This window comes from Microbacterium sp. Ru50 (genome assembly GCF_002920555.1).
GTDB lineage: Bacteria > Actinomycetota > Actinomycetes > Actinomycetales > Microbacteriaceae > Microbacterium > Microbacterium arborescens.
The window spans coordinates 1,587,883-1,614,446 of record NZ_PQSV01000001.1 but is presented as its reverse complement, the minus strand read 5'-3'; the positions used below and the strand labels follow the sequence as shown (position 1 = coordinate 1,614,446).

The 26,564-nt window shown below is 71.1% G+C and carries 25 protein-coding genes and 1 riboswitch; of the genes, 12 read left to right on the top strand and 13 right to left on the bottom strand.

All coding sequences use genetic code 11. The annotated features are described in order from the left end of the window. Nucleotides 1-23 precede the first annotated feature (23 nt). Nucleotides 24-896, top strand: coding sequence for a hypothetical protein (locus tag C3481_RS07580; protein WP_103841458.1), 873 nt, complete (start codon nt 24-26; stop codon nt 894-896). Between the two features lie 52 nt (nt 897-948). Here the strand turns inward: C3481_RS07580 and purU are convergent, their stop codons facing one another. From purU to C3481_RS07550, 6 genes are all read right to left on the bottom strand, one after another. Continuing rightward, complete coding sequence (purU, locus tag C3481_RS07575) at nt 949-1,821, bottom strand: formyltetrahydrofolate deformylase (protein WP_064956348.1); 873 nt, start codon at nt 1,819-1,821, stop codon at nt 949-951. A 132-nt stretch (nt 1,822-1,953) separates the two neighbouring features. Then, on the bottom strand, nt 1,954-2,589 hold the full coding sequence (locus tag C3481_RS07570; RefSeq protein WP_023952763.1) for an alpha/beta fold hydrolase: 636 nt from the start codon (nt 2,587-2,589) through the stop codon (nt 1,954-1,956). A gap of 169 nt (nt 2,590-2,758) precedes the next feature. Continuing rightward, nucleotides 2,759-3,952, bottom strand: coding sequence for a cobalamin-independent methionine synthase II family protein (locus tag C3481_RS07565; RefSeq protein WP_071918615.1), 1,194 nt, complete (start codon nt 3,950-3,952; stop codon nt 2,759-2,761). 101 nt (nt 3,953-4,053) lie between these two features. Beyond that, on the bottom strand, nt 4,054-4,323 hold the full coding sequence (locus C3481_RS07560) for a hypothetical protein (protein ID WP_023952761.1): 270 nt from the start codon (nt 4,321-4,323) through the stop codon (nt 4,054-4,056). 21 nt (nt 4,324-4,344) lie between these two features. Beyond that, nucleotides 4,345-5,838, bottom strand: a complete 1,494-nt coding sequence (locus C3481_RS07555) for a peptide MFS transporter (RefSeq protein WP_071918613.1) — start codon at nt 5,836-5,838, stop codon at nt 4,345-4,347. A 20-nt stretch (nt 5,839-5,858) separates the two neighbouring features. Further along, nucleotides 5,859-7,256 carry an MFS transporter gene (locus C3481_RS07550; RefSeq protein ID WP_103841456.1) on the bottom strand — a complete coding sequence of 466 codons (1,398 nt, stop codon included), beginning with the start codon at nt 7,254-7,256 and terminating at the stop codon, nt 5,859-5,861. Between the two features lie 75 nt (nt 7,257-7,331). Here C3481_RS07550 and C3481_RS07545 point away from each other — a divergent pair, with 75 nt between their 5' ends. Further along, nucleotides 7,332-8,063, top strand: coding sequence for a GNAT family N-acetyltransferase (locus C3481_RS07545; RefSeq protein WP_181021891.1), 732 nt, complete (start codon nt 7,332-7,334; stop codon nt 8,061-8,063). Nucleotides 8,064-8,191: 128 nt separating this feature from the next. On the opposite strand, the gene C3481_RS07540 is transcribed toward C3481_RS07545, so the two are convergent. Together C3481_RS07540 and C3481_RS07535 are read right to left on the bottom strand one after the other, a co-directional pair. Then, nucleotides 8,192-8,998: an SDR family oxidoreductase gene (locus C3481_RS07540; protein WP_023952758.1), complete on the bottom strand. Its 807-nt coding sequence runs from the start codon at nt 8,996-8,998 to the stop codon at nt 8,192-8,194. Nucleotides 8,999-9,151: 153 nt separating this feature from the next. Next, nucleotides 9,152-10,537, bottom strand: a complete 1,386-nt coding sequence (locus C3481_RS07535) for a flotillin family protein (protein ID WP_071918611.1) — start codon at nt 10,535-10,537, stop codon at nt 9,152-9,154. Nucleotides 10,538-10,677: 140 nt separating this feature from the next. On the opposite strand from C3481_RS07535, the gene C3481_RS07530 reads away from it, so the two are divergent. Then, entirely contained in the window at nt 10,678-12,066 is a 1,389-nt protein-coding gene (locus tag C3481_RS07530) for a glycine--tRNA ligase (protein WP_103841455.1), read from the top strand. A gap of 104 nt (nt 12,067-12,170) precedes the next feature. On the opposite strand, the gene C3481_RS07525 is transcribed toward C3481_RS07530, so the two are convergent. After that, entirely contained in the window at nt 12,171-15,764 is a 3,594-nt protein-coding gene (locus C3481_RS07525) for an endo-1,4-beta-xylanase (RefSeq protein WP_103841453.1), read from the bottom strand. A 97-nt stretch (nt 15,765-15,861) separates the two neighbouring features. After that, the gene (locus tag C3481_RS07520) at nt 15,862-16,440 is read right to left on the bottom strand and encodes an HhH-GPD-type base excision DNA repair protein (protein ID WP_064956431.1); all 579 of its coding nucleotides are present in this window, start codon (nt 16,438-16,440) and stop codon (nt 15,862-15,864) included. 40 nt (nt 16,441-16,480) lie between these two features. Between C3481_RS07520 and C3481_RS07515 the strand changes: the two genes are divergently transcribed. The 6 genes from C3481_RS07515 to C3481_RS07490 all read left to right on the top strand — a co-directional run bounded on the left by C3481_RS07515 (nt 16,481) and on the right by C3481_RS07490 (nt 20,515). After that, the gene (locus C3481_RS07515) at nt 16,481-17,875 is read left to right on the top strand and encodes an NAD(P)/FAD-dependent oxidoreductase (RefSeq protein WP_181021890.1); all 1,395 of its coding nucleotides are present in this window, start codon (nt 16,481-16,483) and stop codon (nt 17,873-17,875) included. A gap of 94 nt (nt 17,876-17,969) precedes the next feature. Next, complete coding sequence (locus C3481_RS07510; protein WP_023952746.1) at nt 17,970-18,329, top strand: hypothetical protein; 360 nt, start codon at nt 17,970-17,972, stop codon at nt 18,327-18,329. Between the two features lies 1 nt (nt 18,330). After that, nucleotides 18,331-18,741, top strand: a complete 411-nt coding sequence (locus C3481_RS07505; RefSeq protein WP_023952744.1) for a phage holin family protein — start codon at nt 18,331-18,333, stop codon at nt 18,739-18,741. Further along, on the top strand, nt 18,731-18,997 hold the full coding sequence (locus C3481_RS07500) for a hypothetical protein (protein WP_023952742.1): 267 nt from the start codon (nt 18,731-18,733) through the stop codon (nt 18,995-18,997). The genes C3481_RS07505 and C3481_RS07500 overlap by 11 nt, the downstream gene beginning before the upstream one ends. A gap of 230 nt (nt 18,998-19,227) precedes the next feature. Further along, nucleotides 19,228-20,025, top strand: a complete 798-nt coding sequence (locus C3481_RS07495; protein WP_023952740.1) for a uroporphyrinogen-III synthase — start codon at nt 19,228-19,230, stop codon at nt 20,023-20,025. Nucleotides 20,026-20,095: 70 nt separating this feature from the next. Then, on the top strand, nt 20,096-20,515 hold the full coding sequence (locus C3481_RS07490; protein WP_023952739.1) for a hypothetical protein: 420 nt from the start codon (nt 20,096-20,098) through the stop codon (nt 20,513-20,515). Here the strand turns inward: C3481_RS07490 and C3481_RS07485 are convergent. Then, complete coding sequence (locus tag C3481_RS07485) at nt 20,482-21,303, bottom strand: ABC transporter permease subunit (RefSeq protein ID WP_023952738.1); 822 nt, start codon at nt 21,301-21,303, stop codon at nt 20,482-20,484. The genes C3481_RS07490 and C3481_RS07485 overlap by 34 nt on opposite strands. Beyond that, on the bottom strand, nt 21,300-22,232 hold the full coding sequence (locus tag C3481_RS07480) for an ATP-binding cassette domain-containing protein (protein WP_064956339.1): 933 nt from the start codon (nt 22,230-22,232) through the stop codon (nt 21,300-21,302). The genes C3481_RS07485 and C3481_RS07480 overlap by 4 nt, the downstream gene beginning before the upstream one ends. 86 nt (nt 22,233-22,318) lie before the next feature. On the opposite strand from C3481_RS07480, the gene C3481_RS07475 reads away from it, so the two are divergent. Further along, nucleotides 22,319-23,389, top strand: coding sequence for an enoyl-CoA hydratase/isomerase family protein (locus tag C3481_RS07475; RefSeq protein WP_103841449.1), 1,071 nt, complete (start codon nt 22,319-22,321; stop codon nt 23,387-23,389). 100 nt (nt 23,390-23,489) lie between these two features. Next, the gene (locus tag C3481_RS07470) at nt 23,490-24,413 is read left to right on the top strand and encodes a DnaJ domain-containing protein (RefSeq protein ID WP_023952735.1); all 924 of its coding nucleotides are present in this window, start codon (nt 23,490-23,492) and stop codon (nt 24,411-24,413) included. A gap of 22 nt (nt 24,414-24,435) precedes the next feature. On the opposite strand, the gene C3481_RS07465 is transcribed toward C3481_RS07470, so the two are convergent. After that, nucleotides 24,436-25,788 (bottom strand): D-alanyl-D-alanine carboxypeptidase, encoded by a 1,353-nt coding sequence (locus C3481_RS07465; protein WP_181021889.1) that lies wholly within the window; start codon nt 25,786-25,788, stop codon nt 24,436-24,438. Nucleotides 25,789-25,825: 37 nt separating this feature from the next. Next, nucleotides 25,826-25,935, top strand: a riboswitch (TPP riboswitch). Between C3481_RS07465 and C3481_RS07460 the strand changes: the two genes are divergently transcribed. Next, the gene (locus C3481_RS07460) at nt 25,928-26,563 is read left to right on the top strand and encodes an ECF transporter S component (RefSeq protein WP_023952729.1); all 636 of its coding nucleotides are present in this window, start codon (nt 25,928-25,930) and stop codon (nt 26,561-26,563) included. It overlaps the preceding riboswitch by 8 nt. Nucleotide 26,564 lies beyond the last annotated feature (1 nt).

The window sequence follows — 26,564 nt, the reverse complement described above, 5'->3', positions numbered from 1 at the left end:
GCGGGGAGCGTTAGCCTGGGGGAGTGAGTTTGCTGGACCCCCGAGAAGCTGCACGTCGTGAGCAAGCCAAGTATCGGGGGACCACCTCCGCGCTGGTCGCGAGCCTGATCTGGGGAATCCTGTCCGTCGCCGCCGCGGGTGTCGTCGGGTTCGCGATCGGCGGCATCTTCGAGCAGCTCCGGGCCGTGAACATCAACAGCGTCTTCGGTACGTGGGACACCGGCATCCCGGTTGCCGTCCGCGGATGGGGCCTGCCCGTCGGCATCCTTCTGCTTCTCGTCTGCATCGGACAGTACGGCAAGTGGAACCACCGGTTCAGCGCACGCGAGAAGGGCTATGCGGCGATCGGCCCGCTCACGATCATCCTGGCCGGGCTGGCCATCGGCACGTGGGTGGCGACGACGATGTGGATCGCGCCCGACGCGGTCGGCGTCGCCGTCGACCCGACCTTCGGACAGAACGAGCCGTGGGGTGTCGGCGAGTGGATTCTGTACGCCGGACAGTGGTGGCTCCCCGGTCTTCTCGCGCTTCTCGCGGTGCTCAGCTACATCGCGCGGGTGCGCGCCCTCGCGACGCGTCGCCGCGACAACGCGGTCATCTCGCGTCTTCTGGCCTCGGGCTCGCGCGTCGAGGCGGAGATCGTCGAGGCGCCCCTGCCCGCGCACGACGCGTCGCGGATGGCCGCATCGCTGGTGGCGAAGTTCACCGACGCCGTCGGCACGGATCGCTGGGTCACGACCATGGTGCTCATCGCGCCACGCGAGGTGCCGGCGGTCGGCGACACGCGTCCGCTGGTGTTCGACCCCGCCGACCCCGGTGACACGACGCGCATCTTCCTGTCGCCGACGGGGAAGACGAGCGTCGACGACTTCGAGCCGGTGCAGCCCGCGAGCTGAGGCTCCGTCCGGGAGCTGAGACCCCGCCCGCGGGTTGAGACCCCGCCCGCGGTCAGAAGACGATCGTGTGGTTGCCGTGTCGGATGACGCGGTCCTGCGCGTGCCACAGCACCGCGCGCGAGAGCACCTGGCGCTCGACGTCAGCGCCGCGGCGGGCGAGCTCGGCCGCGGTGTCGGCGTGGGTAACGCGGATCGTGTCCTGCTCGATGATCGGCCCCTCGTCGAGGTCGGTCGTGACGTAGTGGCTCGTCGCCCCGATGAGCTTGACGCCGCGTTCCTTGGCCTTCTTGTAGGGTTCGGCGCCGATGAAGGCGGGGAGGAACGAGTGGTGGATGTTGATGACGGGCACGCCCAGCTTCTCGAGGAAGTCCGACGACAGGATCTGCATGTAGCGGGCGAGGACGACGAAGTCGACGTTGCCGACGAGCAGCTTCAGGATCTCGGCTTCGGACGCCGACTTGTCGGGGCCGGGCGTCGAGGGGACGTGGAAGAAGGGGACGTTGAACGAGCGGACGTCCTCGGCCGACGTGGTGTGGTTGGACACGACCATCGGCACCGTCACGGGGAGATCGCCGCGGCGGTGGCGCCACAGCAGATCGAGCAGGCAGTGGTCCTGCTTCGACGACAGGATCGCCATGCGCTTGGGCACCGACTGGTCGGTCAGCGACCACTGCAGATCGAACCCGGCGAGCGTCTCGCCGATCTCGGCTTCGATCGACGGACGGTCGACCGCGAAGTTCGGCCGGTGGAACACGACGCGGCAGAAGTAGGCGCCGCCGGTCGGGTCATCGGAGTACTGGTCGAACGCGACGATGTTGCCACCCACGCGGGTGACCATCGCCGACAGGGCGGCGATGATGCCCGGCTGGTCCTGCCCGTGCACGATGAGGCAGGCGTGGGCGGGGTGGAGCGCAGAGTCGATCATCCTTCGATTCTGCCCTGTCCGACGGGCCCTCTCGGCACGTCACTCCCGTCGACTCGCCGGATTCTGCGGGTCCGCGGGGTGCGGCATCCGCGTTTCTTGGCGAGTCGACGGGGGAGACGGGGAAGGGGGGGGTCAGTCGACGTCGAGGTAGTCCTCGATGACGAACGCGGCCTCGCCGGCGTGGGTCGCCGGGAAGAGGTGCCCGCCGCCTTCGAGGGTCACGAGGCTGACGAGGCCGGGAGCGGCGGCCTGGAGGCGCTCGCCGTTCGCGGGCGGCAGCACGTCGTCGTCGGCGCCCTGGATGAGCATGACGGGGACCGTCGGGGCGAGCGCGCGCCATTCGTCCAGCGACACGGCCGCCGCGGCTGCCGCCTGCAGGGGCTCGAGGTCGGTGCGGGGTTCGTCGCCCTCCGCGCCGAGCAGCAGCACGCCGTCAACGCGGTCGGTGTGGTCGGTCGACACGGTGCGTGCGACGGCGCCGCCGAAGGCGTGTCCGCCGACCCAGGCATCGCCGAGTCCGACGTGGTCCATGACGTCGACGACATCCTGTGCCAGGTCGTGCAGCGTGACGCCCTCGGTCTGCGCCGTGCGGTAGCCCACGCGCAGGATGCGGAAGTCCTCCTCGGCCAGCACGTGCGCGAGGGTGCCGAGGGCGGCGACGTTGCTGTACCCGGGGATCAGCACCAGGACCGGCTCGCTGCCGGCATCCTCGACGTAGGGGATGGCGCGGCCCTCGGGCTCGAAGATCTGCGGCTGTGTGTCGGTCATGGCTCCCTCTCGCGGTGTCCTGCGATCTTTCACGGTAGTCGAATCGGCTGAGCACCCGCGGTCCCGGATGCAATGGATCGTGATCGACACCCCGCTGGCGGATGCCGCTCCCCGGGATGTCGTCGATGATCCCTTGCATCGCGGAACGGCCGCCCGCGGCGAGGAAGAGTCAGACGCGCGATGCGGCGATCCGGGCGCCCTCGCCGAGGGAGGCGAGCTTCGCCCACGCGATGTCGGGATGGATGCGGCCGCCGAGGCCGCAGTCGGTCGAGGCGATCACGCGGTCGGCTCCGACGATGCTCGCGAAGCGCTCGATGCGCTGCGCGACGAGCTCGGGGTGCTCGACGACGTTGGTCGCGTGGCTGACGACGCCGGGCACGAGCACGAGGTCGTCGGGCACCGACGTCTGCGCCCACACGCCCGACTCGTGCTCGTGGCGGACGTTGCCGGCCTCGAACGAGATCGATCCGACGTTCGCCTCGAGCACGACGGGCAGGATGTCGGCGAGAGCGACGTCGGTCGTGTGCGGCCCGTGCCACGAGCCCCAGCAGACGTGCAGCCGCACGAGCTCCTTCGGCAGCCCGGCGATCGCGTGGTTGATGGCCTCGACGCGGATGCGGGTGAACGCCTGGTAGTCGGCGATCGCGGGTTCCGGGTTGATCTGGTCGAAGTTCTCGGCGAGCGAGGGGTCGTCGAGCTGGACGATGAGACCCGCGTCGGTGATCGCCTTGTACTCCTCGCGCAGGGCGTCGGCCCACGCGAAGATGTGCTCCTCGTCGGTGGCGTAGTACTCGTTGCGCACGCGTGAGGCCGAGCCGGGGGCGATCGCGGTGAGGAAGCCCTGCTCGCCGTCGCGCAGCGTCGCCTTCAGATTGGCGATGTCGGATGCCACGGCCGCGTGCCCGCGGTAGGCGATCGGCCCGGTCGTCGTGGGGAACGCCGTCGCCGTCGCTCCCGCTTCGACGGCGTCGGCGTAGACGGCGGGGAAGAGCTGCCGGTCGCGGCGATCGAGGAACGAGGTGAGGCGGATGCGGCCCGGCTCGGAGCGCACGGGCGGCTCGTTGAACGCGTTGACCTCGGTCAGCGACAGGCCGCTCGCCCGCTGGAACGAGTACGACCACCACGCGCCGTAGTCGACCGCGTTCGACATCGCCTTGCCGAACTCGCCGTCGCCGACCTGGGTCACGCCCGCCTCGCGCTGGCGTGCGACCACGTCGGCCACCGCCTGCGCGGTCAGCTCGGTGAACTCGGGGCTGGACTGCAGGGTGAAACCGTCGTCGGCGAAGGTGCGCGCGCGGTTCGCGTCGATGAGGGCCTGCGTGCGGGGGAGGCTGCCGGCGGTGGTCGTGGTGATCTCGGTCATGAGCGTCGCTTTCTCATCGGGTGCGCCGCGACTCTAGCGCCGGGTCCGCGATGGCCCGGCATCCGGCCGTCATCGTGTGACGATGCCGCCCGCGCGGGCGTTCACCAGACGATGCCGCCGCCGACCGAGATCCCGCCCCACGTGAGCAGCACGAAGATGCCGGCGAAGACGACCGGGGCGATGCCCGACCCGCTGCGGGCGAGGCCCTTCAGAAGCGCGATCACGACGAGCACAGCGGCCACGAGCGAGAGGCCCCCGCCGAGGACGAAGCCGATGAACAGCGGGATCGGCATGAGGATGAGCCCGAGGAGGCCGACCCAGAAGGCGGCCCAGGCGGTGGGGTTCGAGCGGCGCACGGCGGAGGAGGACATGCCTCCATTCTCCCGCGTGTGTCAGCGCACGTCGCGCATGAGCGCGAGCACGGGCTTTCGGGCCGCGGCGAGGGCGAGGCCGAGGACGATCGCGATGGCGGCGAGGATCGAGAAGTAGGGCACCTCGTTCTCGGGGTCGTAGAAAGGCGCGAGCAGTCCCGAGATCGCCGTTCCCAGCGAGACCGAGAGGAAGAACAGCGCGACCATCTGCGTCTGGAACCTGGCCGGTGCGAGCTTCGTCGCAGCCGACAGACCGACGGGCGAGATCAGCAGCTCGGCGACGGTGAACACGAACAGGATGCCGACGATGGCGAGCAGCGGTGTCGCCGAGGGGCCGTCCGAGGCGAACGGCAGGAAGAGCAGGAACGCCAGTCCCATGACGATGACGCCCGCGGCGAACTTGATCGGTGTCGAGGGCTGACGCCTTCCGAGCTTCGTCCACAGAGCCGCGAAGACCCCCGAGAGGATGATGATGAAAACGGGGTTGATGGAGTTGACCCAGTCCGGCGGCATCTCCCACCCGAAGATGTTGCGGTCCAGCCGCTTCTCGGCGTAGATCGGGATGACGGTGAACTGCTGCTGGTACAGCGACCAGAAGGCGACGCTGACGATGAACAGCGGGATGAAGCCGTACACGCGCGACCGCTCGGTCGAGGTGATCCGCGAGCTCGAGATGATCACGGTGAAGTAGGCGATCGTCGCGGCGATGACGACGATGACGACGACGAGCGACAGATTGTCGGCCCGGATGACTCCGAGGGCGATCAGGAGCGCGATGGCCGCGATCGCCGCCACGGCGATGCCGATGACCAGCGGGTAACGCGACCGGGGGAGCGGGTTGGGAACGCGACGCGCGGCCTCGGGCAGCGACCGGCGTCCGATGGCGTACTGGATCAGGCCGATGGTCATGCCGACCGCCGCGGCGCCGAACGCCCAGTGGAACCCGAGGCTCGTGCGCAGGAAGCCCGTCAGGAGCGGCCCCGCGAAGGCGCCGAGGTTGATGCCGAGGTAGAACAGCGAGAATCCGGCGTCGCGGCGGGGGTCGTGCTCGGAGTAGAGGGATCCGACGACCGCCGTGGCGTTCGCCTTCAACCCGCCCGAGCCGAGGGCTACGAGCACGAGCCCGACCGCGACCGAGAGCAGCCCCGGGAGCACCGCGAGCGCGACGTGGCCCGCGACGATGATGATCGCGCTGAAGAAGAGCACGCGCTCGGAGCCCAGCAGGCGATCGGCGATCCATGCTCCGAGGATCGTCGAGAGATAGACCGCTCCGCCGTAGGCGCCGACGATGCCGACGGCCGTGGCCTCGGGCAATCCCGCCCCGCCGTCCGAGACCGAGAAGTAGAGGTAGTAGACCAGGACGATCTGCATGCCGTAGAAACTGAACCGCTCCCACAGCTCGACGCCGAAGATGTGCGTGAGCGCCCACGGCTGCCCGAAGAAGCGGCGGTCGTTCCTGCTGTCGTCGGAGGAATGATCGCGGGATGCGGTGGTGGCTGCGTCCTCGTGGCTCATGGATGCCGACGATACGCCGCTCAGGGCAAGGAGGGGTGTGCCTCGTGCGGATCGCGGCGTTGCGGTATGCACAGCGCGACGGCGAGGGCGATCACGGCGGCGCCCAGGCCGAGGGCGAACGACACCTGGAATGCCGCAGGTGTCGGCACGGCCACGCCGTCGCGCTCGAGGGAGAACGCGGCGAGCACGGCGCCGATCAGTGCCGCGGCGGTGCTCGTCCCGAGCGAGCGGAACAGGGCGTTGAGCCCGTTCGATGCGCCGGTCTCGGTCGGAGGCACCGAGCGCATGATGAGCATCGGCATGCCGGCGTAGCCGAAGCCGATGCCCACGCCGATGAGGAGATTCGCCACGAGCAGATGCCAGACCTCCGAGGCCCACACGAGGGAGAAGCCGTAGGCGAGGATCAGGGCGATCGAGCCGAGGACGAGCAGCAGGCGGGGACCGACGGTGCGCGCCAGGCGCCCCGAGAACGGCGAGAGCACCATCATCACCAGGCCCGCCGGCATGACGATGAGGCTCGCCTGCAGCAGCGTCAGCCCGAAGCCGCCGACCGCTTCGGGAAGCTCGAGCATCTGCGGATACGACACGTTCGAGGCGAAGAGCGAGAAGCCGATGGCGATCGAGGCGAGGTTCGTCAGCAGCACCGCGGGCCGGGCGGCGACGCGCAGGTCGAGCAGCGGGTCGGCGATGCGCAGCTCGAACCACCCCCACACCAGCAGCACGAGGATGCCGCCGAGGCCGCAGGCGAGGGTCGCCGCCGACGCCCAGCCCCACGTGTTCCCGCGCGAGACGGCGAGGAGCACGCCGGTCAGGCCGATCGCGAGGCCGATCGCCCCGATGAGGTCGAATCGGCCGGGGGTTCGCAGCACGCTCGGCGGAACGATGAGCACGACAAGCACGAGGACGACCGCGCCCAGGCCCGCCGACATCCAGAACAGCACGTGCCAGTCGCTCGTCTCGGTGATGAGCGCGCTCACGGGCATGCCGACGGCACCGCCGACGCCGAGGGTCGCCGACATCAGCGCGATCGCCGCGTCGACGCGGTTCTCGTGCAGCACGTCGCGCATGATCGAGATCCCGAGCGGCACGACGCCCGTCACCGCGCCCTGCAGGGCACGCCCGACGATGACGCCGACGATGTCGGTCGACAGCGCCGCGATGATCGACCCGACGATGAGCAGGACGAGCAGCACGAGCACGATGCGGCGCTTGCCGTACATGTCGCCGAGCCGCCCCGCGATCGGGGTGAAGACCGCCGCGGCGAGCAGCGTGGCGGTGACGACCCACGCTGTGTCCTCGCGGCTCGCGTCGAGCAGCTCCGGCAGCTTCGACTGGATCGGGACGACGAGCGTGAACATGAACGAGGAGGCCAGTCCCGCGATGGCCAGCACGGCGACGATCGCGCCCTGCCGCGGCATCCGGGTGAGTCTTCGTCGTTGGTCGTCGCCCGATGCCATCCCTTCAGGCTATCCGCGGCGGCGTAGGGTGGGCTCATGAGCGAGAGCGTTCCCCCGATCCCAGCCGACGTGCCCGCGGGGATCGACATCCGCCCCCTCGAGACCGTCGCCGACATCTTCGCCGGCGCCGCGGTGCTGCGCGAGGTGTGGGGCGGCGACCGCGATTCGGTGCCCACGAACCTCATGCGCGCGCTGGCCTACTCGGGCAACTACGTGGTCGGCCTCTTCGACGGCGACCGGGTCGTCGGCGCGTCGGTGGCGTTCTTCGCCGAGCCCGGAGCGCGGTCGATGCACTCGCACGTGACCGGTGTGCTGCCGGAGTACCAGCAGCAGGGGCTCGGACGCGTGCTCAAGCAGCATCAGCGGGCGTGGGCCTTCGCCCGCGAGGTCGGCACGATCACGTGGACCTTCGACCCGCTGTTCGCGCGCAACGCGCACTTCAACCTCCAGGTGCTCGGAGCCCGCATCAGCGACTACCTCGTCGACCAGTACGGCCTCATGGACGACGGCATCAACCGCGGCGAGGTCACCGACCGCCTCATGGTGACGTGGCCGCTCGCGGCGCCGCCGCAGGAGCGTCCGTCCGACGACCGGATCGTCGCGACGATCGAGGTGCCCGACGACATCCATGCCATCCGCGCCGCGTCCCCGGCCGAAGCCGACGCCTGGCGCGACCGCGTGCGCCTGCAGTTCCTCGAGCACTTCGCGGCCGGGCTCTCCGTCGGCGGCTTCGACGACCAGCGCGGCTACCTCCTCGTCCGGCCCTGACCTGACCTGCGCCTGCATCCGCAATCGCAGCCGCAGCCGCAACCGAGCGAGGTCCCACTCGGGCCGGGTATCAGCTCTGAGTAACCGGCCCAAGTGGGACCTCGGGGTGTGCGTCGGGGTGGCGCGGGCTACTCGGCGCCGGCGTCGCGCCAGTCGTCGGACTCCATGTGCGAGCCGGCCTGCGGGCCCATCTGCAGCATCCCGCCGTCGACGACCCACGTTGCGCCGGTGACGTACGACGAGGCCGGCGAGGCGAGGAAGGCCACCACGGCTGCGATCTCCTCGGGCTTGCCGGGGCGCGGGATCGGGATGCCGGGACGGTGGGTCTTCTCGGCCTCGTCGCCCTCCATGTCGTTGATGGGCGTCGCGATCTCGCCCGGGGCGACGGAGTTGACGGTGATGTCACGGGGGCCGAGCTCCTGCGCCATCGTCTTCACGAGGCCCTCGAGCCCGTGCTTCGAGGCGACGTAGGCGGCCGAGCCCACGCGCGGCTGCGAGCCGTGGACGCTCGTCACCGCGATGATGCGGCCGCCGTCGCCGGCATCCGCCATGAGCTTCGCGGCGGTCTGCATCCCGAGGAAGGCGCCGTCGAGGTTGAGCGCGACGACCGTGCGCCAGCCGTCGAGGTCGAGGTCGAGCACGGGCCCCCCGGTGCCCCCGCCGGCGTTGTTGACGAAGACGTCGAGGCCGCCGAGGTCTGCGGCGAGCTGCTCGATGACACCGGGGACCTTCTCGAACTCGGTCGCGTCGAACTGCGCGACGACGGCCTTGCGGCCCCGGGCCCGGACACCCTCGGCGGTCTCGTTCGCGCCCTCCTCATCGGAGTGCCAGGTGACCCCGACGTCCATTCCGGCGTCGGCGAGGGCGAGGGCGGTCGCGCGGCCGATCCCCGAATCGGAAGCGGTCACGATGGCACGGCGAGGAGTGAAGGTCATGTCCTGACGCTACGAACGGACGGCGTGGCGGCGCACCCGGTTGACAAGGGCGCGCGGTAACTCCTCGGATCCGGGCGCCCGAGACCGACGGCGCCCCGTCATCACACGGGAGGTGAGACGGGGCGTCGTCGGATCTGAGGAGTCAGCGCGGGGTCACTCCGCCGGGGCCGCAGCCGGAGCAGCCGCGGCGGCGTCGTCCTCCCGCAGACCCTGGGCGACACCGCGGCCGGTTGCCTGGCCCTGGATGATCTGGCGCAGATCGATGCCGGTCGTCGCCTGCACCGCGTCGAAGGTGGCACGCATGCTCGACGCGCTCTCGGAGGCGATGTGGCTCGACGCGCCGTCGCCGCCGAGCACCGTGATGGAACCGACCTTGTCGAAGCCGCGGGCGAACTCGGTCATCAGCGGCACGAGGGCCTCGATCGCACGCTGCGCGAGCAGGGCCTCCTGGTTCTGAGCGATGGCGGCGGCCTCGGCCTCGATCGCCTCGGCGCGGGCCTCACCCGCCAGGCGCACGGCGTCGGCCTCGGCCTGAGCACGCAGACGCGTGGCCTCGGCCTCCTGGGCGGCGATCTGGGCGCGGGCCTCGGCGGCCTTGACCTCGGCGTACGCGTCGGCGTCGGCCTTGCGCTGGCGCTCGTAGAGCGAGGCGTCGGCGACCTTCTTGATGTCGGCGTCGAGCTGGGCCTGCCGGTTCTCGGCGGCCTGCAGCAGCACGTCCTGCTCGCGCTGTGCCCGGGCGAGGGCCTCGGCCTGCTCCGCCTCGGCACGGGCGCGACCGACCTCGGCGGAGGCGGCGGCGGAGTTCTTGTCGTACGCGGTCTGCTCGATCAGGTTCGCCTCGTCGGTGGCGAGCTGACGCGCCTTGACCTCGCGGGCCGCGTTGATGCGGGCGACCTCGGCCTCGCGGCGCACGCGCTCGACCTCGGTCGCGCCGAGGGCGTCGATGTAGCCGTTCTTGTCGGTGATGCCCTGGATCTGGAACGAGTCGAGGATGAGGCCCTGGGCCAGCAGGTCGCTCTTGATGCCCTCGGCGATCTGGTCCGACAGCTTCTGGCGGTCCTTCATCAGCTGCTCGACGGTCAGCGTCGCGACGACGCCGCGGAGCGCGCCCTCGAGCTGCTCGGTCGTGAACTGCTCGATCGCGCCGTCCTGCGACAGGAAGCGCTCGGCGGCGCGACGGACGAACTCCGGGTCCGAGCCGATCTTCACGAGCGCGACGCCCGCGACCATGACGGTGACGCCGTTGGATGCCTGAGCCGTGGGCTCCATCTTGATCTGACGTGCACGCAGCGAGATCATCTCGGCGCGCTGGGTCAGCGGGTTGACGAGGGCGCCGCCTCCAGTGATGACCGAGATGCGCGAGGAGTCTCCCGCCGCGTTCTTCTGGTTGCGACCGACGACGACGAGCGCCTGGTCGGCCTTGGCGACCTTGTACCAGGCCCGCACCATGACCAGCAGGAAGATGAGAAGGATGATGACGGCGATCACGGCGATGCCGCCGATCACGAGCGCGCCTCCGGCGAATAGAGCTTCCATGCTGACCTTTCCCGTGCGTAACGATGTGTGCTTCGACCGTATCGGGGTCGGCCTGCGCGGCGCGACTAGAATCGAGGATGCCGTTGTCTGCGGCATCCGCGCCGCTGGCGCATCCCGAAAACGACCATGAGGAGCCACCTGTGGCCGAGCAGTCCCGCCTCGACAAAGTCATCGCCCTCGCCCGTCACCGCGGGTTCGTCTTCCAGGCGGGGGAGATCTACGGCGGTTCGCGCTCCGCGTGGGACTACGGCCCCCTCGGCACCGAACTCAAGGAGAACATCCGCCGTCAGTGGTGGCAGACGTTCGTCCGCGGTCGCGGCGACATGGTCGGCCTGGACTCATCGATCATCCTGCCCAAGCGCGTCTGGGAGGCCTCCGGCCACGTCGCGACCTTCACCGACCCCCTGGTCGAGTGCCTGCAGTGCCACAAGCGCTTCCGCGAGGACACCCTCATCGAGGACTTCGAGGCGCGCAAGGGCCGCACGGCCGAGAACGGTCTGGCCGATGTCCCGTGCCCGAACTGCGGCACGAAGGGTCAGTACACCGAGCCCAAGTCGTTCTCGGGCCTGGTGAAGACCTACCTCGGCGTCGTCGACGACGAGACCGGCCTGTACTTCCTGCGCCCCGAGACCGCTCAGGGCATCTTCGTGAACTTCTCGAACGTGCTGACCGCGAGCCGCAAGAAGCCGCCGTTCGGCATCGGCCAGGTCGGCAAGGCGTTCCGCAACGAGATCACGCCGGGCAACTTCATCTTCCGCACGCGCGAGTTCGAGCAGATGGAGATCGAGTTCTTCACGCCGCCCGTCGAGGCGCAGCAGTGGTTCGAGCACTGGGTCGAGGCGTGCTGGAACTGGTTCATCGAGCTCGGCATCGACGCCGACAACATGCGGCGCTTCGACGTTCCCGAGGACGACCGCGCCCACTACTCCGCCGGCACGATCGACGTCGAGTACCGCTTCGGATTCCCGGGCAAGGAGTGGGGCGAGCTCATGGGCGTCGCGAACCGCACCGACTACGACCTGGGCAGCCACTCCGAGGCATCCGGTCAGTCGCTGACCTACTTCGACCAGGCCTCCGGCGAGAAGTACACGCCGTACGTCATCGAGCCCTCGTTCGGTCTGACGCGCGCGATGATGGCCTTCCTCGTCGACGCCTACGACGAGGAAGAGGTGCCGAACGCGAAGGGCGGCGTCGACACCCGCACCGTGCTGCGCCTCGACCCGCGCCTGGCTCCCGTGAAGGTGGCGGTGCTGCCGCTCAGCCGCAACGAGCGCCTGTCGCCGCTGGCGCGCGAGGTCGCCGACACCCTCCGGGGCCGCGGCTGGAACATCGACTTCGACGACGCCGGCGCGATCGGGCGCCGCTACCGCCGTCAGGACGAGGTCGGCACGCCGTTCTGCGTCACCGTCGACTTCGACTCGCTCGATGACCGCGCCGTCACGGTGCGCGACCGCGACTCGATGGCCCAGGAGCGCATCGCCCTCGACGCGCTCGAGGGCTACCTCGCCGAGCGCCTGCGCGGCGCCTGACGCACCTGCGGGCGGAGAACGTCGCGAACCTCGGAGCCATCCTGTGATGGACTCCGAGGTTCGCGCTTTTCTCCGACGTTCGTGCCCGAGGTCGAGACCGCGGGTCAGGGGGTCCGGCGACGACGGAGCGCGAGGAACAGGCCGCCGGCGGTCAGGAGGACCGCGGCCGCGAGTGCTGCGCCCCACGGCAGTTCGCCGCCGGTCGCGCTGAGGCTGCTGCCCGCACTGGCCGTGCCGCCCGCGCCGCCGCTGCCGCCCGCGCCGCCGCTGCCGGCCGCGCTCACGACCGTCACGGCCACACGGATGTCGTCCAACCCTGGTGAGGTGATCACGAGCGTGTGCTCGCCGAGCTCGAGGTCGCGGGGGATGTCGACGGTGAAGCGCACCTCGCCCGACGCGTCGGCCGCGGGGATGCCGCTGACGACGATCGGATCGCTGTAGAGCGTGGCGCCGATCTGTTGTTGCGGCTCGAGGCCCGAGACCCGCACGGGCAGCGATCCGCCCTGGGCGACACGGCCGTCGCCGACGTCGATCGTCGCCCACGCGGCGGGTTCGCCCGGTTCGCCGGGCGTGGTCACCGACTCGACGAGGTGCAGGACGCCCCACCGCGAGGTGGTCTGGTAGCCCGTTCCGGTCGGCTCGGCCCACGTGTGCACGGCGAAGCGCGACCCGCCGCGGGCGTCGTTCACCTGCGCGTCGAAGCCCTGGAAGGTGCCGGCGCCGCCGAGCGGAACGTCGCTCTGCCCGCCGGACTGGCCGACGAGGTCGATCGCCGCCTCGACGATGTACCCGTCGGCGGTGCGGGCGGTCGCGCTCTCGAGCAGTCGTGATCGCTGGAGCGCCTCGTTGCCGGTGCCGAAGGTGACGTCGCCGTCCACGGTGATGCGGATCTGCGTGTCGTTGGGACCGTACGCGCCGTTCTTCGTGTTTCCGAGGTCGAGGAAGATCTCGACGCCGTCGCGGTTCCAGGGGTCGCTGTTCGCGGTGTCGATCTCGGGGTCGACGACCTCGAACAGCGCGTAGAGCACGTTGTCGCGCCAGAGCGTGCGGACCGTCGCTCTCGCCCCGGCGGCGTCGCCCTCGACGCGCTTGGCGGTCTCGATCCGCGGCGCGGCAGCCCACGCGTCGTCCACGACCGCGTCGACCGTGATCGCCTCGGCGCGGGGGATCTCGAGGTACGACAGCTCCTCGTAGAAGGTCAGCTGACCCGTCGCGCCCGCGGAGTTCCATGATCCGGCGAGGCCGTCCGCACTGAAGACGCGCACATCGAACGCGGCTGTCGCGCCCACGGTGGGCGCCTCGTGCGGCAGCCGGACGACGGAGTAGAACGCGCCCTCGGCCTCGACGGTCCGGCCAGCGAGCGTGCCGCCGGCGCCGAAGACGGCCTGGTCGTCGCCGTAGGTGAACTCGATCCGCTCGGGCCGCGCGTTCGAGCGGACCAGCACTGTGAGATGGTCGTCGCTCCAGCGCGTCTGGAAGCCGCCGGCGTCGCCGGTGAGCGGATGCTCGGGCAGGTTGCGCCACGCGGGGGAGTCGACGATCGCCCCGTCGAGGTCGACGTCGCCGCGGAACACATCCGCGGTCGTCACGAGCGGCGGCAGGCCGTCGTCCTGGCCGATCGCGCCGTAGAACGCCGACTTCGCGCTCAGGTCGCCCGCGAACAGCAGCGGCGCCTGCTCCGAGCGCCACGAACGCGCGTCGGTGAGACCCCAGACGGTGACCGAGTAGAGCCCCTCGGATGCCGGTGCCCCGGCGTGGTAGTCGCGGAACACGTCGAACGCGTCGCGGTAGTAGTACCCCTGGCGCGCGAGGTTCGCGGCGGTGGCGGGGTTGACCGTGACGTCGAGCTCGGTGACGGCCTGCATGAGGCCGAGACCGGCGAACCGGTCGAGCGTGCTCTCGAGAGCGCTGACGGGGGTGTTGATCGAGACGTGGAACTGGTGGCCCACCCCGTCGAGCGGCGTCCCGGCATCCAGCATCCGCCGGATGAGGGCCTCGTACTGCGTGCCCTTGGCGTCCTGCTCGGTGTTGTAGTCGTTGATGAACAGCTTCACGGGGCGGTCCGAGCCCGGGGCGGCGTAGTCGACGTTGAACGCCTGGTCGGCGAGCCGGAAGGCGAGGTGGATGAACTCCTCGCCGAGGACGTCGTGCCACCGGCTGGTCCGCAGGCCGTCGGGCGTCGCCTGATCGGAGATGACCTCGTTGACGACGTCCCACGCGACGAGGGGATTGGTCTCGGATCCGAAGAGGCCGTAGTCGTCGGCGATCGATCGGGCGACGTCGTCGATGTGGGTCGCGAGCCGGTCGCGCAGCAGCTGCTTGTCGGCTTCCGAGTCGGCGAGCTCGCGCCCCGACGCATCCTGGAAGAACCAGTCGGGGGTCTGCGCGTGCCACAGCAGGACATGTCCGTAGAGGCGCAGGTCGTTCGCGGCCGCGTAGTCGAGCAGCGCGGTGGCCTGCGGGTGGCGCTGGAACCGCTGCTGGTCGTCGTACCAGGCCTCGACCTTCATGTGGTTCTCGGGCGTGATCTGGTCGAAGTGGTGCCGGAGCAGGTCGGATGCCGCACCGCCGGTCTCGCGCTGATCGATCGCGACGCCGACGGGGAAGTCGGTCGTGTTCTTCAGCGGCGTGAGATCGAGGTCGCCCTCGCCGGCCTCGGGCACCGTGACCCGGACCTGATCGACGAGGAACGGCGAGGTGTTGCCGGAGTTGTAGCGGGCCTCGATGTAGAGCTCGGCGGCCGCGTCGTAACCGGGCACGGTGATGTCGCCGGCGACGGTCGTCCATCCGGTCGCCGAGACGCTCTCGGCCTGCAGGAGGTTGGTGTAGGTGACCGTGCCGCCGTCGTCGGTGCGCATCGAGACGGTGAGACCCTGCCCGGGGTCCGCGCCGGGCGCGAAGCGGAGGGCCGCCGAGAATGCGTAGGTCTGCCCCGCGAGGAGGGTGTCGGTGACGTCCAGCAGGATGCCGTCGCCCTCGTGCGTCCGGTCGCTGACGAGTGCCGCGTGCGACGATTCGTCGGCTCCGCCCGGCACGACCTCGACGGTCGGGCCCGCGCCGCTCGACCCGACCCGGGGCTGCCAGGCGCCGAGGGCGCCGTCGTCGAACGCGCTCTCGATCAGAACGGTGCCGGGGGTCTGCGGGACGGTTCCGGGATCCGTGCCCGGATCGCCGGACGTCGCCGTGACGGTGACGTCGTCGACGAGGTAGGTGTACGCGGCCGTCCCGGCGATGTCGCCCGTGCCGAGGTACAGCCGCACGTCCTCGGTGGTGGCCGGCGACGTCCAGGTCCCCGTGACGGTCGTCCAGTCGTCGGCCGTGATGGTCGTGTTGCCGATCCAGGTGTATCCGGGGACGCCGACCCAGCGCGCCTGCGTGTCGGGCGTGCCGGCGGCGAGACGCAGGCGCGCGCTGACGGTGTATTCGGTCTCGGGCTCGAGGACGCCCGCCGCGGTCTGGATGCCGACGTAGTCGGCGTCGCGGTCGTGTACGACGAGGGCTCCGTCGGCGTAGCCGAGGGTCGAGCCGTCACCGCCGCTCTGCGTCAGCCCGTCGCCGAGTGAGGGGGTCGAGAAATCGTTGGCGATGACGGGGGCGGCGGCCGTGGGGGCCGCGGCGGCTCCCGTCGCGGCGAGCAGCGGTGCGGCGAGGGCCGCGGTCGCCGCGACTGCCAGTATTCGGGGTCGACGAATTCGCATGGTTCGAGCGCTCCTTTGCGCAGACCGGGGGAACGGATTGTCGACTACTCAAACATATCCGCCGCGTTCCGCCAGCCTTTTCGAAAACCCCCGATGATCAGGAGCTCGCTGCCTCCTTCGCAGCGGCTTTCGCCGCGCGCTTGTACTCGCGCACCTTCGTCAGCGACTCGGGCGAGACGATGTCGGCCACCGAGCGGAAGGAGCCCTCGTCGCCGTAGGAGCCCGCCGCCTCGCGCCATCCGCTGCCCGCGAAGCCGTACTGCTTGCCCAGGAGCGCGAGGAAGATCTTCGCCTTCTGCTCGCCGAAGCCGGGAAGCGCCTTGAGCCGCTTCAGGACGGTGGGTCCATCCGGGTCGCCGGAGGTCCAGATCGCCGAGGCGTCGCCACCCCAGTCGTCCACGATCGTCTGGCAGAGCGTCTGCACGCGGCCTGCCATCGACCCGGGGAACCGGTGCACGGCGGGCGTCTGGCGGAAGACCTCGACGAACTCCTCGGGGTCGTATCCCGCGATCGTCGCCGCGTCGACCGACCCCGCGCGCTCGCGGATCTTCAGCGGGCCCGTGAACGCCGTCTCCATGGCGATCTGCTGGTCGAGCAGCATCCCGATCAGCAGCGCGAGCGGGTTCTCGGTCAGCAGCTGATCGGCGGCGTCGTCGTCGGTGATGTGCAGGCTCATGCTCCCCATGTTCTCATCGGCGAGACGGCAGGATGGGGGGATGACGGATCTCGTGACGCACGCCCACGACACCCGGGTCGTCGTGGTCGGCGGCGGAATGGCGGGTGTCGTTGCGGCTCTGGAGTGCGCGCGACTCGGCCTGCGGGTCACGCTGATCGAGGCCGGGCCGCATCTCGGCGGCTCGCTCGACCGCGCGGCGCTGGGCGACCTGACGGTGGATGCCGCGGCCGACGGCCTGCCGGCGTCGGCGAAGACCCTCGCGACCCTGATCGACGAGGTCGGGCTGACCGGCGACCTCGAGACCGCCCGCGACGACGAGCTCTGGCTCGGTGCCGGCCCGAACGGGCCCGCGCCGGCACCTGCCGAGACCGTGCTCGGCATCCCCGCCAATCCGTGGGCGGAGGACGTGCGGCGGCACATCGAGACCCGGGGTGCCTGGCGGGCCTATCTCGACCGCGTTCGCCCGCCCCTGACCGTCGGGCGTCGCCGCAGCCTGGGCGAGCTCGTGTCGTCGCGCATGGGCGAGCGCGTGCGCGACCGCCTCGTGGCGCCCTACGTGCTCGCCGTACACGGCGTCGCACCCGAGTTCATCGACGTCGACGCCGCCGCACCGTCGCTCAACCCCGCGCTCACCCGGACCGGCTCGCTCAGCGGCGCGGTCGCGCAGACCCTGCGCGCCGGTTCACCCCGTCGTCAGGCTCCGCGCGGCGGGCTATTCCGCCTGATCGATGCCCTCGACGCTCGCCTGCGGGACTTCGACGTCGACATCCGCACCGGCGCGGCCGTGACGGAGATCCGTCGCGAGCGCGCCACCTGGCTCGTGCGTGCCGAAGGCGTCGAAGAGCCCGTGCCTGCCGACCTGCTGATCGTCGCGGCAGACGAAGACACCGCTCGACGGCTGCTCGCCCCGCACGTCGAGCTTCCCGAGAGCGCCGAGCCGCGCCCGCAGCCGTTGGATGTCGTGCTGCTGCGCATCGCCGGAGTCGACCTGCCCGGTCGCGGGTCACTCGTCATCGGCCCCGGGGCAGAGCCGGTCACCGTGCGTCCGATCTCGCGGACGTGGCCCTGGATCGGCGCGGCGCTGCCCGAGGGCGAGCACATCCTCCGGGTGACCGTTCCCTACACCGAAGCGCCCGATGCGGATGTCGTCGAGACCGCGCGCATCGCGGCATCCGAGCTGAGCGGAGCAGCGATCCCGGCGGATGCCGTCCGCGCCTCGGCGCGCATCACCTACTCCCGCGCGGCACCGGCGTCGTTGCTCGGTCATGACGAGGCGGTCCAGAGCATCCGGTCCCGCGCGCGCTCGGTTCCGGGGCTCGCGCTCGTGGGCGGGTGGCTGTCGGGGAACAGTCTCGAGCGGGTCGCCGCCGACGCGATCGCCGAGGCCGACGCGGCGCGCCACGCGGTGCTGTGGCGCGGGGTCGATCCGGCATGATAGTCGGCTCCGCCCGGTTACGGGAGTGGATACCTGAGGCGGCATACGGCGATAGCCTGGGACCACGCAGCAACGTCGAACGTGAGGAGACCCCATGAGGGGCAAGATTGGCATCGCCGTCGGACTCGCCGCGGGCTACGTGCTCGGGGCACGCGCCGGGCGTCAGCGCTACGAGCAGATCAAAGAGAAGGCCCAGCAGGTCTGGGAGCTCGATCCCGTGCAGAAGCAGGTGGGCAAGGTCACCGAGCTCGGCAAGTCAGCCGCCCTCGCCGTGCCCAGCGTCGTCTGGGACAGCGCGAAGAAGGTCGTGAAGGCCGCGAGCAAGAGCGGCACTCCCGGCGAGAAGCTCGACGCGGCCGTCTCCGAGGGCGAGAAGGCCGCCGGTGACGTGCGCAAGGCCGCTGAACGCGACGCACGCAAGGTCGCCGACGCGAGCGCCGTGGCGGACAGCTGAGATGAGCACGCCCCGCGGATTCCGCGACCGCGCCGACGACAGCCTGTTCACCCTGATCGGCGAGATCCCCGAGCTGGTCCGCAACCTCGTCGTCGCCGAGATCGACTCGGCGAAGGCCTGGGCCAAGAAGACGGGAAAGGATGCCGGCCTCGGCGGCGTCTGGTTCATCGTCGCGCTGTTCTTCCTCTTCTGGACGATCCCCGCCATCGGCGCCTTCGCGATCATCGGACTGTCGTCGTGGCTGCCCGCCTGGGCGGCGTCGCTCATCGTGATCGGGATCCTGCTCGTGATCGCCGCCGTGTTCGCGGTGCTGGGCCTCCTGCGCTTCAAGCGCCTGAGCTCGCGCCAGAACCCCGCCCAGGCGATCTCCACCGACGCCAAGATCGTGAAGGAAGTGGCCGATGAGTTCTGAGCTCCCCGACACCGCCGTACCGCTGGGCATCACCGATCCGGTCGAGAAGGCGCGCGCCGAGCTGAAGGCCGCGCTCGCCGCGATCGAGCACAAGGCGAACCTCCCCAAGCGCGCCGTCATCGCCACCGACCGAGCCAGCCGCGAGGCGCGCGCATACGCGCAGCGCAACCCCGCCGGGGCGACCGCGGCAGCGGTCGGCGTCGCCGTCGCGGTGGGCGCCGTGGTCTGGGGCATCGCCCGACTGATCGCGCGCTGACGCCGTCGGGTCCGCCCAGCGGGCGGGAGGCGAGCCGTTCTCGGCCAACCGAGTCCGGATCGATACCTCCCGCCGCCGCCTCGCGTCCGCAGCGGAGTATGCTCGGACAACGAGGCAGCGGCGATGGAGCGAATGCTGCCGATGTTGCGCATCCGGGCCTGCACCGCCCGGAGAAGGAACGTGCGTCGGCCGCTCTTCCGGGGGCGGTGGCGCCTCATGAGAGCCACCATATGCATGTCGAGCCCGGCCCCGAGCCGCAGAAGCCCCTTCGGGGGTGGCGCGTGCTCGTGCCGCGCGGAGGCCCGTGGGGCGACCAGGTCGCGGCTCTCCTGCGTTCGCAGGGCGCTACGCCGGTCATCGCGCCGCTCGTCAACTTCGCGCCCACGACCGATGTCGCCGATCTCGAGGGGGCACTCGCCGAGCTCGCGGCGGGAGCCTTCGACTGGATCACTCTGACCAGCGCGACGACCGTCGACGTGCTCTACGCCTACCGGGCGGAGATCCCGGCGCACACCCGCGTCGCCGCCGTGGGCGAGACCACGGCGGCCGCGCTGACCGCCGTCGGGTACCGCGTCGATCTCGTGCCGGACGAAGACGATTCGGCGGCGGGGCTGGCCGAGCAGATCCTCGCCATCGAGGCCGAGCCCACGCGCGTCCTCGCGCTGCGCAGCGAGGTGGCCAAACCCGTCCTCACCCGGATGCTCGTCGAAGCTGGTCACGATGTCCGCAGCGTCGTGGCCTACCGGACCGTCGGCGTCCCGGTGACCGAGCGCATCGCCGCCGATGTCGCGAGCGGGCGCATCAACGCCGTGCTCGTGACCAGCGGCTCCGTCGCCGAGCAGGTCAGCGAGCAGTTCCCCGACCTTCCCGCCTCGACCCTGATCGCGGCGATCGGTCCCCGAACCGCGCGAGACGCGCGCAAGCTCGGTCTCGCCGTCGACGTGGTCGCGGCCGAGACGACGATCTCGTCGCTCATCGATGCGATCGCACGCCAGCCGTCGCCGGCATCCGACGCTCCCGCGTCGTGACGTGATCGTGGCGGCGATCGTTGCCGGTCTGTGAGCATCTCGTGAGCGTCCGACTGGCAGACTGAGATGCATGGTGACGCTTCTGCTCGACTCCGCTCAGCTCGAAGTCGTGCTGTCGGCGACCGAGCGTGCCGCGGCATTCCGTCAGCGGAATGTCCTGGTGTCACGGGAGAACATCGCGCGCGTCCAGCTGACGGATGACGCGTGGTCGTGGCTGCGCGGCGTGCCGCGCCCGGGGCTTCTGGTGCCCGCGGTCATCGCGGCAGGTTCCTTCGAGTCGGCCGGCGGCACCGACTTCGTGCTCGTCCGGCGTCGCCGGCCGTCGGTCGTGGTCGATCTCGAGGGCGACGACGAGTTCCAGCGGCTGATCCTGACGACCCGGCACGGGGTCGCGCTCGTGCGTGCCCTGCGCCTCGAGGTGGAGAACGAGCCCGCAGACGTCGCGGACCTGGTCGATCAGGCGACGTCGCGCCGCCACGACACGGCGTAGCCGATCACAGCGAACACGACCGCGTAGGCCGCGAGCACGAGCCCGCCCGCCCACCACTCCAGCGGCTGACCGGCGCTGCCGCCCATTGCCGCGTAGATGCTGTCGCCCGCGAGCGCATCCGAGGCGGCGCCCGGAAGGAAGCGCACGACGTCGGCCAGCCCGTCGACCATGCTCGCTCCCACGCGGGCGATCGGCTCGACGAACTGGGTGAAGGCGAGGATGCCCACGACGGCGGCGATCTGGTTGCGGATGAGGGTGCCGAGCGCGATGCCCACGAGCACCCAGAGCACGAGGGCGAGCAGCATCCGTCCGAGGAACGCCCAGGTCTCGGGGCGTCCGAGCTGCGGGTCGACGCCGAACAGCGCCAGCATCCCGCCGCCGGCGGCGACCGTCGACCCGACGGCGGCGACGCCGAACACGAGACCCATCACGACGCCGGCGATCATCTTGGCGGCCAGCGCGACGCCGCGCCGGGGCGTGGCCAGGAAGGTCGGTGTCAGGGTCTTGTGGCGGTACTCGCCGGTCACCAGCAGCGAGCCCACGACGAGCGGGAAGACGTATCCCATGGCGGTCGCGAGCCCGTAGATGAGGCTCGGCAGTCGGTCGCCGAGCCCGGTCGGCAACGACGTGGTGCCGGGGAGGGAACCGTTCTCGCCGGCCGCGAAGACGGCGGCCATGCCCCCGGCCGTTCCGCCGATGTACAGGATGAGCACGATCAGGAGCACCCACCAGACCGAGGTGGAGAACTGCTTCGTCAGTTCCGATCGGGTCGCGTTCACGAGGTTCATCGCGTCTCCTCCCCGGTGGCGGCCGACGGGTGCACGCGCGCGCCGCTCACCAGTTCGAGGAAGACCTCTTCGAACGCCGGACCCTTTCGTTGCAGCGCGGTCAGGGCGATGCCGGCGTCGGCGGCGATGCGTCCGACCGTCGGGGCGTCGGCTCCGCGCACGGCGAGGCCGGTGCGACGCTCGTCGCTTTCGAAGCCGGCGGCCGAGATGGCGCGGCGGAGCGCCTCGCGGTCTTCGGCGTCGACGACGGTCGCGATCTCGTCCTGCGGCACGACGTGCTCGATGCCGCCCTGGTAGACGAGGCGGCCGCGCGTGATGATCATGAGCGAATCGACCGACTGCTGCACCTCCGCGAGCAGGTGCGACGAGACCAGAACGGTGCGTCCCTCGGCGGCGAGGTCTCGGAGGAAGCGGCGGATCCAGCGGATGCCCTCGGGGTCGAGTCCGTTCGTCGGCTCGTCGAGGACCAGGACGCCGGGGTCGCCCAGCAGTGCGTAGGCGAGGCCGAGGCGCTGCCGCATCCCGAGCGAGAACCCGCCGACCTTCCGCCCGGCGACGTCGCCGAGACCGACGATGCCGAGGGCGTCATCGACGCGGGACGCGGGGATCCCGGCGGCGTGCGCGTAGACCCGCAGGTGCGCCGCCGCCGATCGGCCGGGGTGGAAGCTCGACGACTCGAGAACGGCGCCGACGGTCTGCAGCGGGTGCTTCAGATCGCGGTAGCGCTGCCCGCCGATCGTCGCCGAGCCCGACGTCGGGGCGATGAGGCCCAGGAGCATACGCAGCGTCGTGGTCTTGCCGGCGCCGTTGGGCCCGAGGAAGCCGGTGACCGCGCCGGGTTCGACCCGCGCCGTCAGACCGTCGACCGCCGCGACGGGGCCGAAACGTTTGGCCACGTCGGTGAACTCCAGCACCTGTCCGTCCGCCATCGCGCCCCCTCTCGCCGGGTGGTTCGGCTCCCATCCTGCCCGACACGCCGCGTTCACCGCGAACTCCGGGCGGTAGCGTGGCGAGGGTGACCGACGCCGCAGCATCCGATTCGCGTGTCCGGGCCCGTGTCGATCGTGCGCTGGGACACCTCACGCTCGACCGCCCGCGAGCCATCAACGCCCTCGATCTCGGCATGATCGAGAACCTCGCCGCCGCGCTCGACGCGTGGGAGCACGACCCGAGTGTGGATGCCGTGCTGCTCGACGGTGCAGGGGAGCGCGGGCTGTGCGCAGGCGGCGACGTCCGCGGCCTGTACGACCAGATCGTCGCGGGCGATATGGCCGAGACGGCCCACTTCTTCCGTGCCGAGTATGCGCTCAACGCGCGCATCGCCGCGTATCCGAAGCCCGTTGTCGTCTTCGCCGACGGCGTGACGATGGGAGGCGGCATCGGGCTCGCCGGCCATGCGGCGGTGCGCGTGGTGACCGAACGGTCGCGCCTCGCGATGCCCGAAGTCCGCATCGGGTTCACCCCCGACGTCGGCGGGAGCCTGCTGCTCGCCCGCGCGCCGGGTCGTGTGGGGGAGTTCCTCGCCCTGACCGGCGAGTCGTTGGACGCCGCCGACGCGATCTACGCCGGTTTCGCCGACCACCTCGTTCCCTCCGAGCGGCTCGACGATCTGCGCGACGCTCTCGTCAGCCGCGCCGATCCGCAGACCGCGACCGAGCTCGTCCTCCTGTTCGACGAGACCGCCGGGCCCGCTCGCCTCGAGGCCGCCCGGCCCTGGATCGACGACGCCTTCGCCGCCGATTCGGTCGCCGAGATCATCGGACGGTTGCGGGATCGGGCCGAGCCGGACGCGCGAGCGACGGCGGAGCTGCTCGAGACCCTTCCGCCGACCGCTCTCGCCGTGACGCTCGCGGCCGTCCGCGCAGCGCGCGAGCGGAACGAGCTCCGGGCCGTCCTGGCGCAGGAGTACGGTCTCGTGCTCTGGTTCGCCACGACGCAGCCCGACCTCGTCGAGGGCATTCGCGCTCGCCTCGTCGACAAGGACGGGGCTCCCTCGTGGTCACCGGCATCCCGCGACGATCTCGCCCCGGATGTCGTGACGCAGGCGTTCGCATTCGAGCCGGCACTCGCCCTATGGACTGACTGAGTTCGCGCGTCCGTCCGGGCCGCACCTCCGGGCGAGGTAATAGTCTCGGGATGCTGTGCGTCCGCGCCGTCCCGGGGCAGCGCCGCACGAGGGAGGGTTCGTGTTCGACAGTCCGCTGTCCGCCTCTGCGTACGACGTGCTCGGGGTCGCGCCCGACGTCGACGACGAGGAGCTCCGCCGCGCCTACCGCCTCCGGCTGCGGCAGACGCACCCCGACACCGGCGGCGACGCCGTGACGTTCGTGCAGGTGCAGCGCGCATGGGACCTCGTCGGCACGGCCGCTGCCCGGGCCGCCTACGACCGCGGTCACGGTTTCGCGGACGCACCGACGTTCTCGCCCGATGCGCCGACGTGGCGGCCGCCGCAGCGACCCGCCGACACGCGCCCGCGGGCGCGGTCGTTCGGTCAGCCCGGCGGCTGGCGTCGCGAGCGCTACCTGACCCTCATCCGGGAGTGGGTGGGACGCGGCGCACCGGTCGAGGACCCCTATGACCCCGCCCTCGTCCGCACCGCGCCGCACGAGATCAGGCGGCTGCTGGCCGACGCGCTCGCCGAGGAGGCGACCGCCCGGGTCGTCGCCGACCTCGGCATGGGATACACGGTCTGGCACGACGTCGCCGCCGATCCGCGGGATCCCGAGGCGAAGCTCGACCACGTCGTGCTCGGGCCCTCGGGGCTCTACGCCGTGCTGTCCGAGGACTTCGGCACCCCCGTGCGCACCCGGCGGGGCGAGCTGATCGGCGAGGGCGTCGACTCGCCGATCGCGACGCTCGTGCATCGGGCGCGCGCGCTCAGCCGCGCGGCTCGCGTGAAGTTCAGCGGCGCGATCGTCGTCCTGCCCGACGACGACGTCGTGCAGGCCATCGAGGAGCTCGGACGTGTGCGCGGGCTCGCGATCGCCGTGGTCGGCCGCTCCGCGCTCGCCACCGTGCTGCGCCGGGGCGTCGCCGGGGCGCGCGAGATCGGCGGCAACGAGCTCTTCGACGTCCGCACCCGCCTGCAGCAGACCGTCCGCTTCGTGTGACGCGTGCTCGCGCGTCGCGAGGTCAGTCCGCGAGGCCCCACAGCTGCAGCGGGTGGCTGAGGCGCCACCAGACGTCCGGGTCGGGGATGTCCGTGGTCAGGCGCAGGGCCGTGGTCGCCGTGCCCAGCGGACCGGTGAGCGTCAGCTCGCCGGCCTCGTCGCCGGCGCCGCGCGAATCGCCGAGCTCGACGTTCGCGGCGGCCTGAGACGACTGCGTGTTCCACAGTGCGACACGGATGTCGGACTCGGTGACGATCTCGGAGGTTGCGCCCCACGCGGTCGTCGCGGTTCCCGCGACGGTTCCCGCGGGGAGAGCCGGTGAGGCCGCGATCTCGCTGATCGTGCGATCGAGCAGCGCGGCCGTCGCGGAGTGGCGGGTCTCGTCGTCGGGCTGATCGAGGGCGGTCGCGTAGACGCGGACGTTGACGCCGTCGACGTCGGTGTCCTTCGCGGCGACGAGGTTGTACGAGCCGAACAGGCTGCCCGTCTTGACTCCGACGACCGCGGGGTCGGCGAGCAGAGCGTTGGTGTTCTCCACGAATCCGGCGCCCGGGAGCTCGGCGGAGCGCTGCCCGACGATGCCCGAGATGACGGGGTTCGACATCGCGGTTTCGGCGAGGGTGATCACGGATGCCGGTGCCGCCGTGTTCTCCGGGTCGATACCGCTCGAATCGACGACGGTGACGCCGCCCAGGCCATGCGCCTGCAACCAGGCGTTCGCCGCTTCGACGTAGGCGTCCTCGTCGGGCCAGAGCTCGGACACGAGCCGGTCGGCGTAGTTGTTCGCCGACCCGATCAGCACTCCCTGGAGCAGCTGGTACTGCGTGAGGACACCGTCGACGGGAACGTCGAGCGCCGACTGGTCGTCGGCGAGGTAGGCGCGGTACTCCCGGCGGTCGGCGGAGGTGAACGCGAATTCCGGGCCCTGCTCGCCGTCGGCGAGCGGCATCCGATCGAGCACGACGAGGGCGGTGACGAGTTTCGTGATGCTCGCGATCGACTCCGGCTCGCCGGATGATGCCGACACCGCTGCGAAGCCGCCGACGGCCGTGGCGCCGGCGCCCTCGGCCGGCCACGCGGGCTGCGCGAGGGGCGCGGCGGGCGCCGAGAGGGCGGCCGGCAGGATGTCGGGCGCGACGGCGTCGAGCGGCCACAGCAGCGTCGCCGCCGTGTATCCGCCCACGGTGAGCGCGGCGACCCCCAGCGTCGAGAGCACGGCCGGTGCGGCCGAGCGTCGAGGGGGCTCGGTGAGCAGCTCGGCGTGCGCGAGCGTGTACGGTCCCGCTGAAGCGACGGCGTCACGACGGTCGTTCCCGCTGGCGACGGCATCGTCGTCGAGCCACGCGAGGGCGACGCGCGGGGCGGGAGAGGTCACCCGCCCAACGTACAACGCGCGTGCGCCGATATACTTCATCGACAACCACGGGAGTCCGGTGAGCCGGGCTGAGAGGAAGCGATCCACGCTTCGACCGTCGAACCTGATCCGGATCATGCCGGCGCAGGGAGGAGAGAGAATGCACGCTGCTGCGTCCACCACCGAGTCCGATCGTCGTACCGGGCGCACGCCCGGCCGCTTCCGCTGGCGCGTCGTCGACATCGTCATCGCGAGCGTCATCGGCGTCGCCTGCGCCGCGGTGTTCCTGCTGTGGAACGTCGCCTATCAGGGACCGTCCGCCGCGCTGACGCCGTTGCTCCCCGGCCTGCAGGGGCTGCTCGCGGGACCCTGGCTCATCGCCGGAGTGCTCGGCGGCCTCATCATCCGCAAACCCGGTGCGGCGCTGTACACCGAGCTGCTCGCGGCGGTGATCTCGGCGCTCGTCGGCAACCAGTGGGGTCCGCTCACGATCGTCTCCGGCCTCGTGCAGGGACTCGGCGCAGAACTGATCTTCCTCGTCTTCCTCTACGCGTCGTGGCGTCTTCCGGTCGCGCTCCTCGCGGGCGCCGGGGCGGGCCTCGCCGGCGGCATCAACGACCGCGTCCTCTGGTACCCCGGTGCTGACACGCTGTTCACGTCGGTCTACATCGCCTCGACGACGGTCTCGGGCGCGGTCATCGCCGGCCTCGGCGGGTGGCTCATCACGCGTGCCCTGGCGCGGACGGGAGCCCTGAGCAGGTTCGCGGCCGGGCGCGAAGCCACCGCCCGCGTCTGAC

What these genes read in the sequence shown, in the direction of transcription:
- purU (WP_064956348.1), bottom strand. Translation starts at nt 1,821, where the DNA reads ATGATCGACTCTGCGCTCCACCCCGCCCACGCCTGCCTCATCGTGCAC.
- C3481_RS07570 (WP_023952763.1), bottom strand. Translation starts at nt 2,589, where the DNA reads ATGACCGACACACAGCCGCAGATCTTCGAGCCCGAGGGCCGCGCCATC.
- C3481_RS07565 (WP_071918615.1), bottom strand. Translation starts at nt 3,952, where the DNA reads ATGACCGAGATCACCACGACCACCGCCGGCAGCCTCCCCCGCACGCAG.
- C3481_RS07560 (WP_023952761.1), bottom strand. Translation starts at nt 4,323, where the DNA reads ATGTCCTCCTCCGCCGTGCGCCGCTCGAACCCCACCGCCTGGGCCGCC.
- C3481_RS07555 (WP_071918613.1), bottom strand. Translation starts at nt 5,838, where the DNA reads ATGAGCCACGAGGACGCAGCCACCACCGCATCCCGCGATCATTCCTCC.
- C3481_RS07550 (WP_103841456.1), bottom strand. Translation starts at nt 7,256, where the DNA reads ATGCCGCGGCAGGGCGCGATCGTCGCCGTGCTGGCCATCGCGGGACTG.
- C3481_RS07545 (WP_181021891.1), top strand. Translation starts at nt 7,332, where the DNA reads ATGAGCGAGAGCGTTCCCCCGATCCCAGCCGACGTGCCCGCGGGGATC.
- C3481_RS07540 (WP_023952758.1), bottom strand. Translation starts at nt 8,998, where the DNA reads ATGACCTTCACTCCTCGCCGTGCCATCGTGACCGCTTCCGATTCGGGG.
- C3481_RS07535 (WP_071918611.1), bottom strand. Translation starts at nt 10,537, where the DNA reads ATGGAAGCTCTATTCGCCGGAGGCGCGCTCGTGATCGGCGGCATCGCC.
- C3481_RS07525 (WP_103841453.1), bottom strand. Translation starts at nt 15,764, where the DNA reads ATGCGAATTCGTCGACCCCGAATACTGGCAGTCGCGGCGACCGCGGCC.
- C3481_RS07520 (WP_064956431.1), bottom strand. Translation starts at nt 16,440, where the DNA reads ATGAGCCTGCACATCACCGACGACGACGCCGCCGATCAGCTGCTGACC.
- C3481_RS07515 (WP_181021890.1), top strand. Translation starts at nt 16,481, where the DNA reads ATGACGGATCTCGTGACGCACGCCCACGACACCCGGGTCGTCGTGGTC.
- C3481_RS07510 (WP_023952746.1), top strand. Translation starts at nt 17,970, where the DNA reads ATGAGGGGCAAGATTGGCATCGCCGTCGGACTCGCCGCGGGCTACGTG.
- C3481_RS07505 (WP_023952744.1), top strand. Translation starts at nt 18,331, where the DNA reads ATGAGCACGCCCCGCGGATTCCGCGACCGCGCCGACGACAGCCTGTTC.
- C3481_RS07500 (WP_023952742.1), top strand. Translation starts at nt 18,731, where the DNA reads ATGAGTTCTGAGCTCCCCGACACCGCCGTACCGCTGGGCATCACCGAT.
- C3481_RS07495 (WP_023952740.1), top strand. Translation starts at nt 19,228, where the DNA reads ATGCATGTCGAGCCCGGCCCCGAGCCGCAGAAGCCCCTTCGGGGGTGG.
- C3481_RS07490 (WP_023952739.1), top strand. Translation starts at nt 20,096, where the DNA reads ATGGTGACGCTTCTGCTCGACTCCGCTCAGCTCGAAGTCGTGCTGTCG.
- C3481_RS07485 (WP_023952738.1), bottom strand. Translation starts at nt 21,303, where the DNA reads ATGAACCTCGTGAACGCGACCCGATCGGAACTGACGAAGCAGTTCTCC.
- C3481_RS07480 (WP_064956339.1), bottom strand. Translation starts at nt 22,232, where the DNA reads ATGGCGGACGGACAGGTGCTGGAGTTCACCGACGTGGCCAAACGTTTC.
- C3481_RS07460 (WP_023952729.1), top strand. Translation starts at nt 25,928, where the DNA reads ATGCACGCTGCTGCGTCCACCACCGAGTCCGATCGTCGTACCGGGCGC.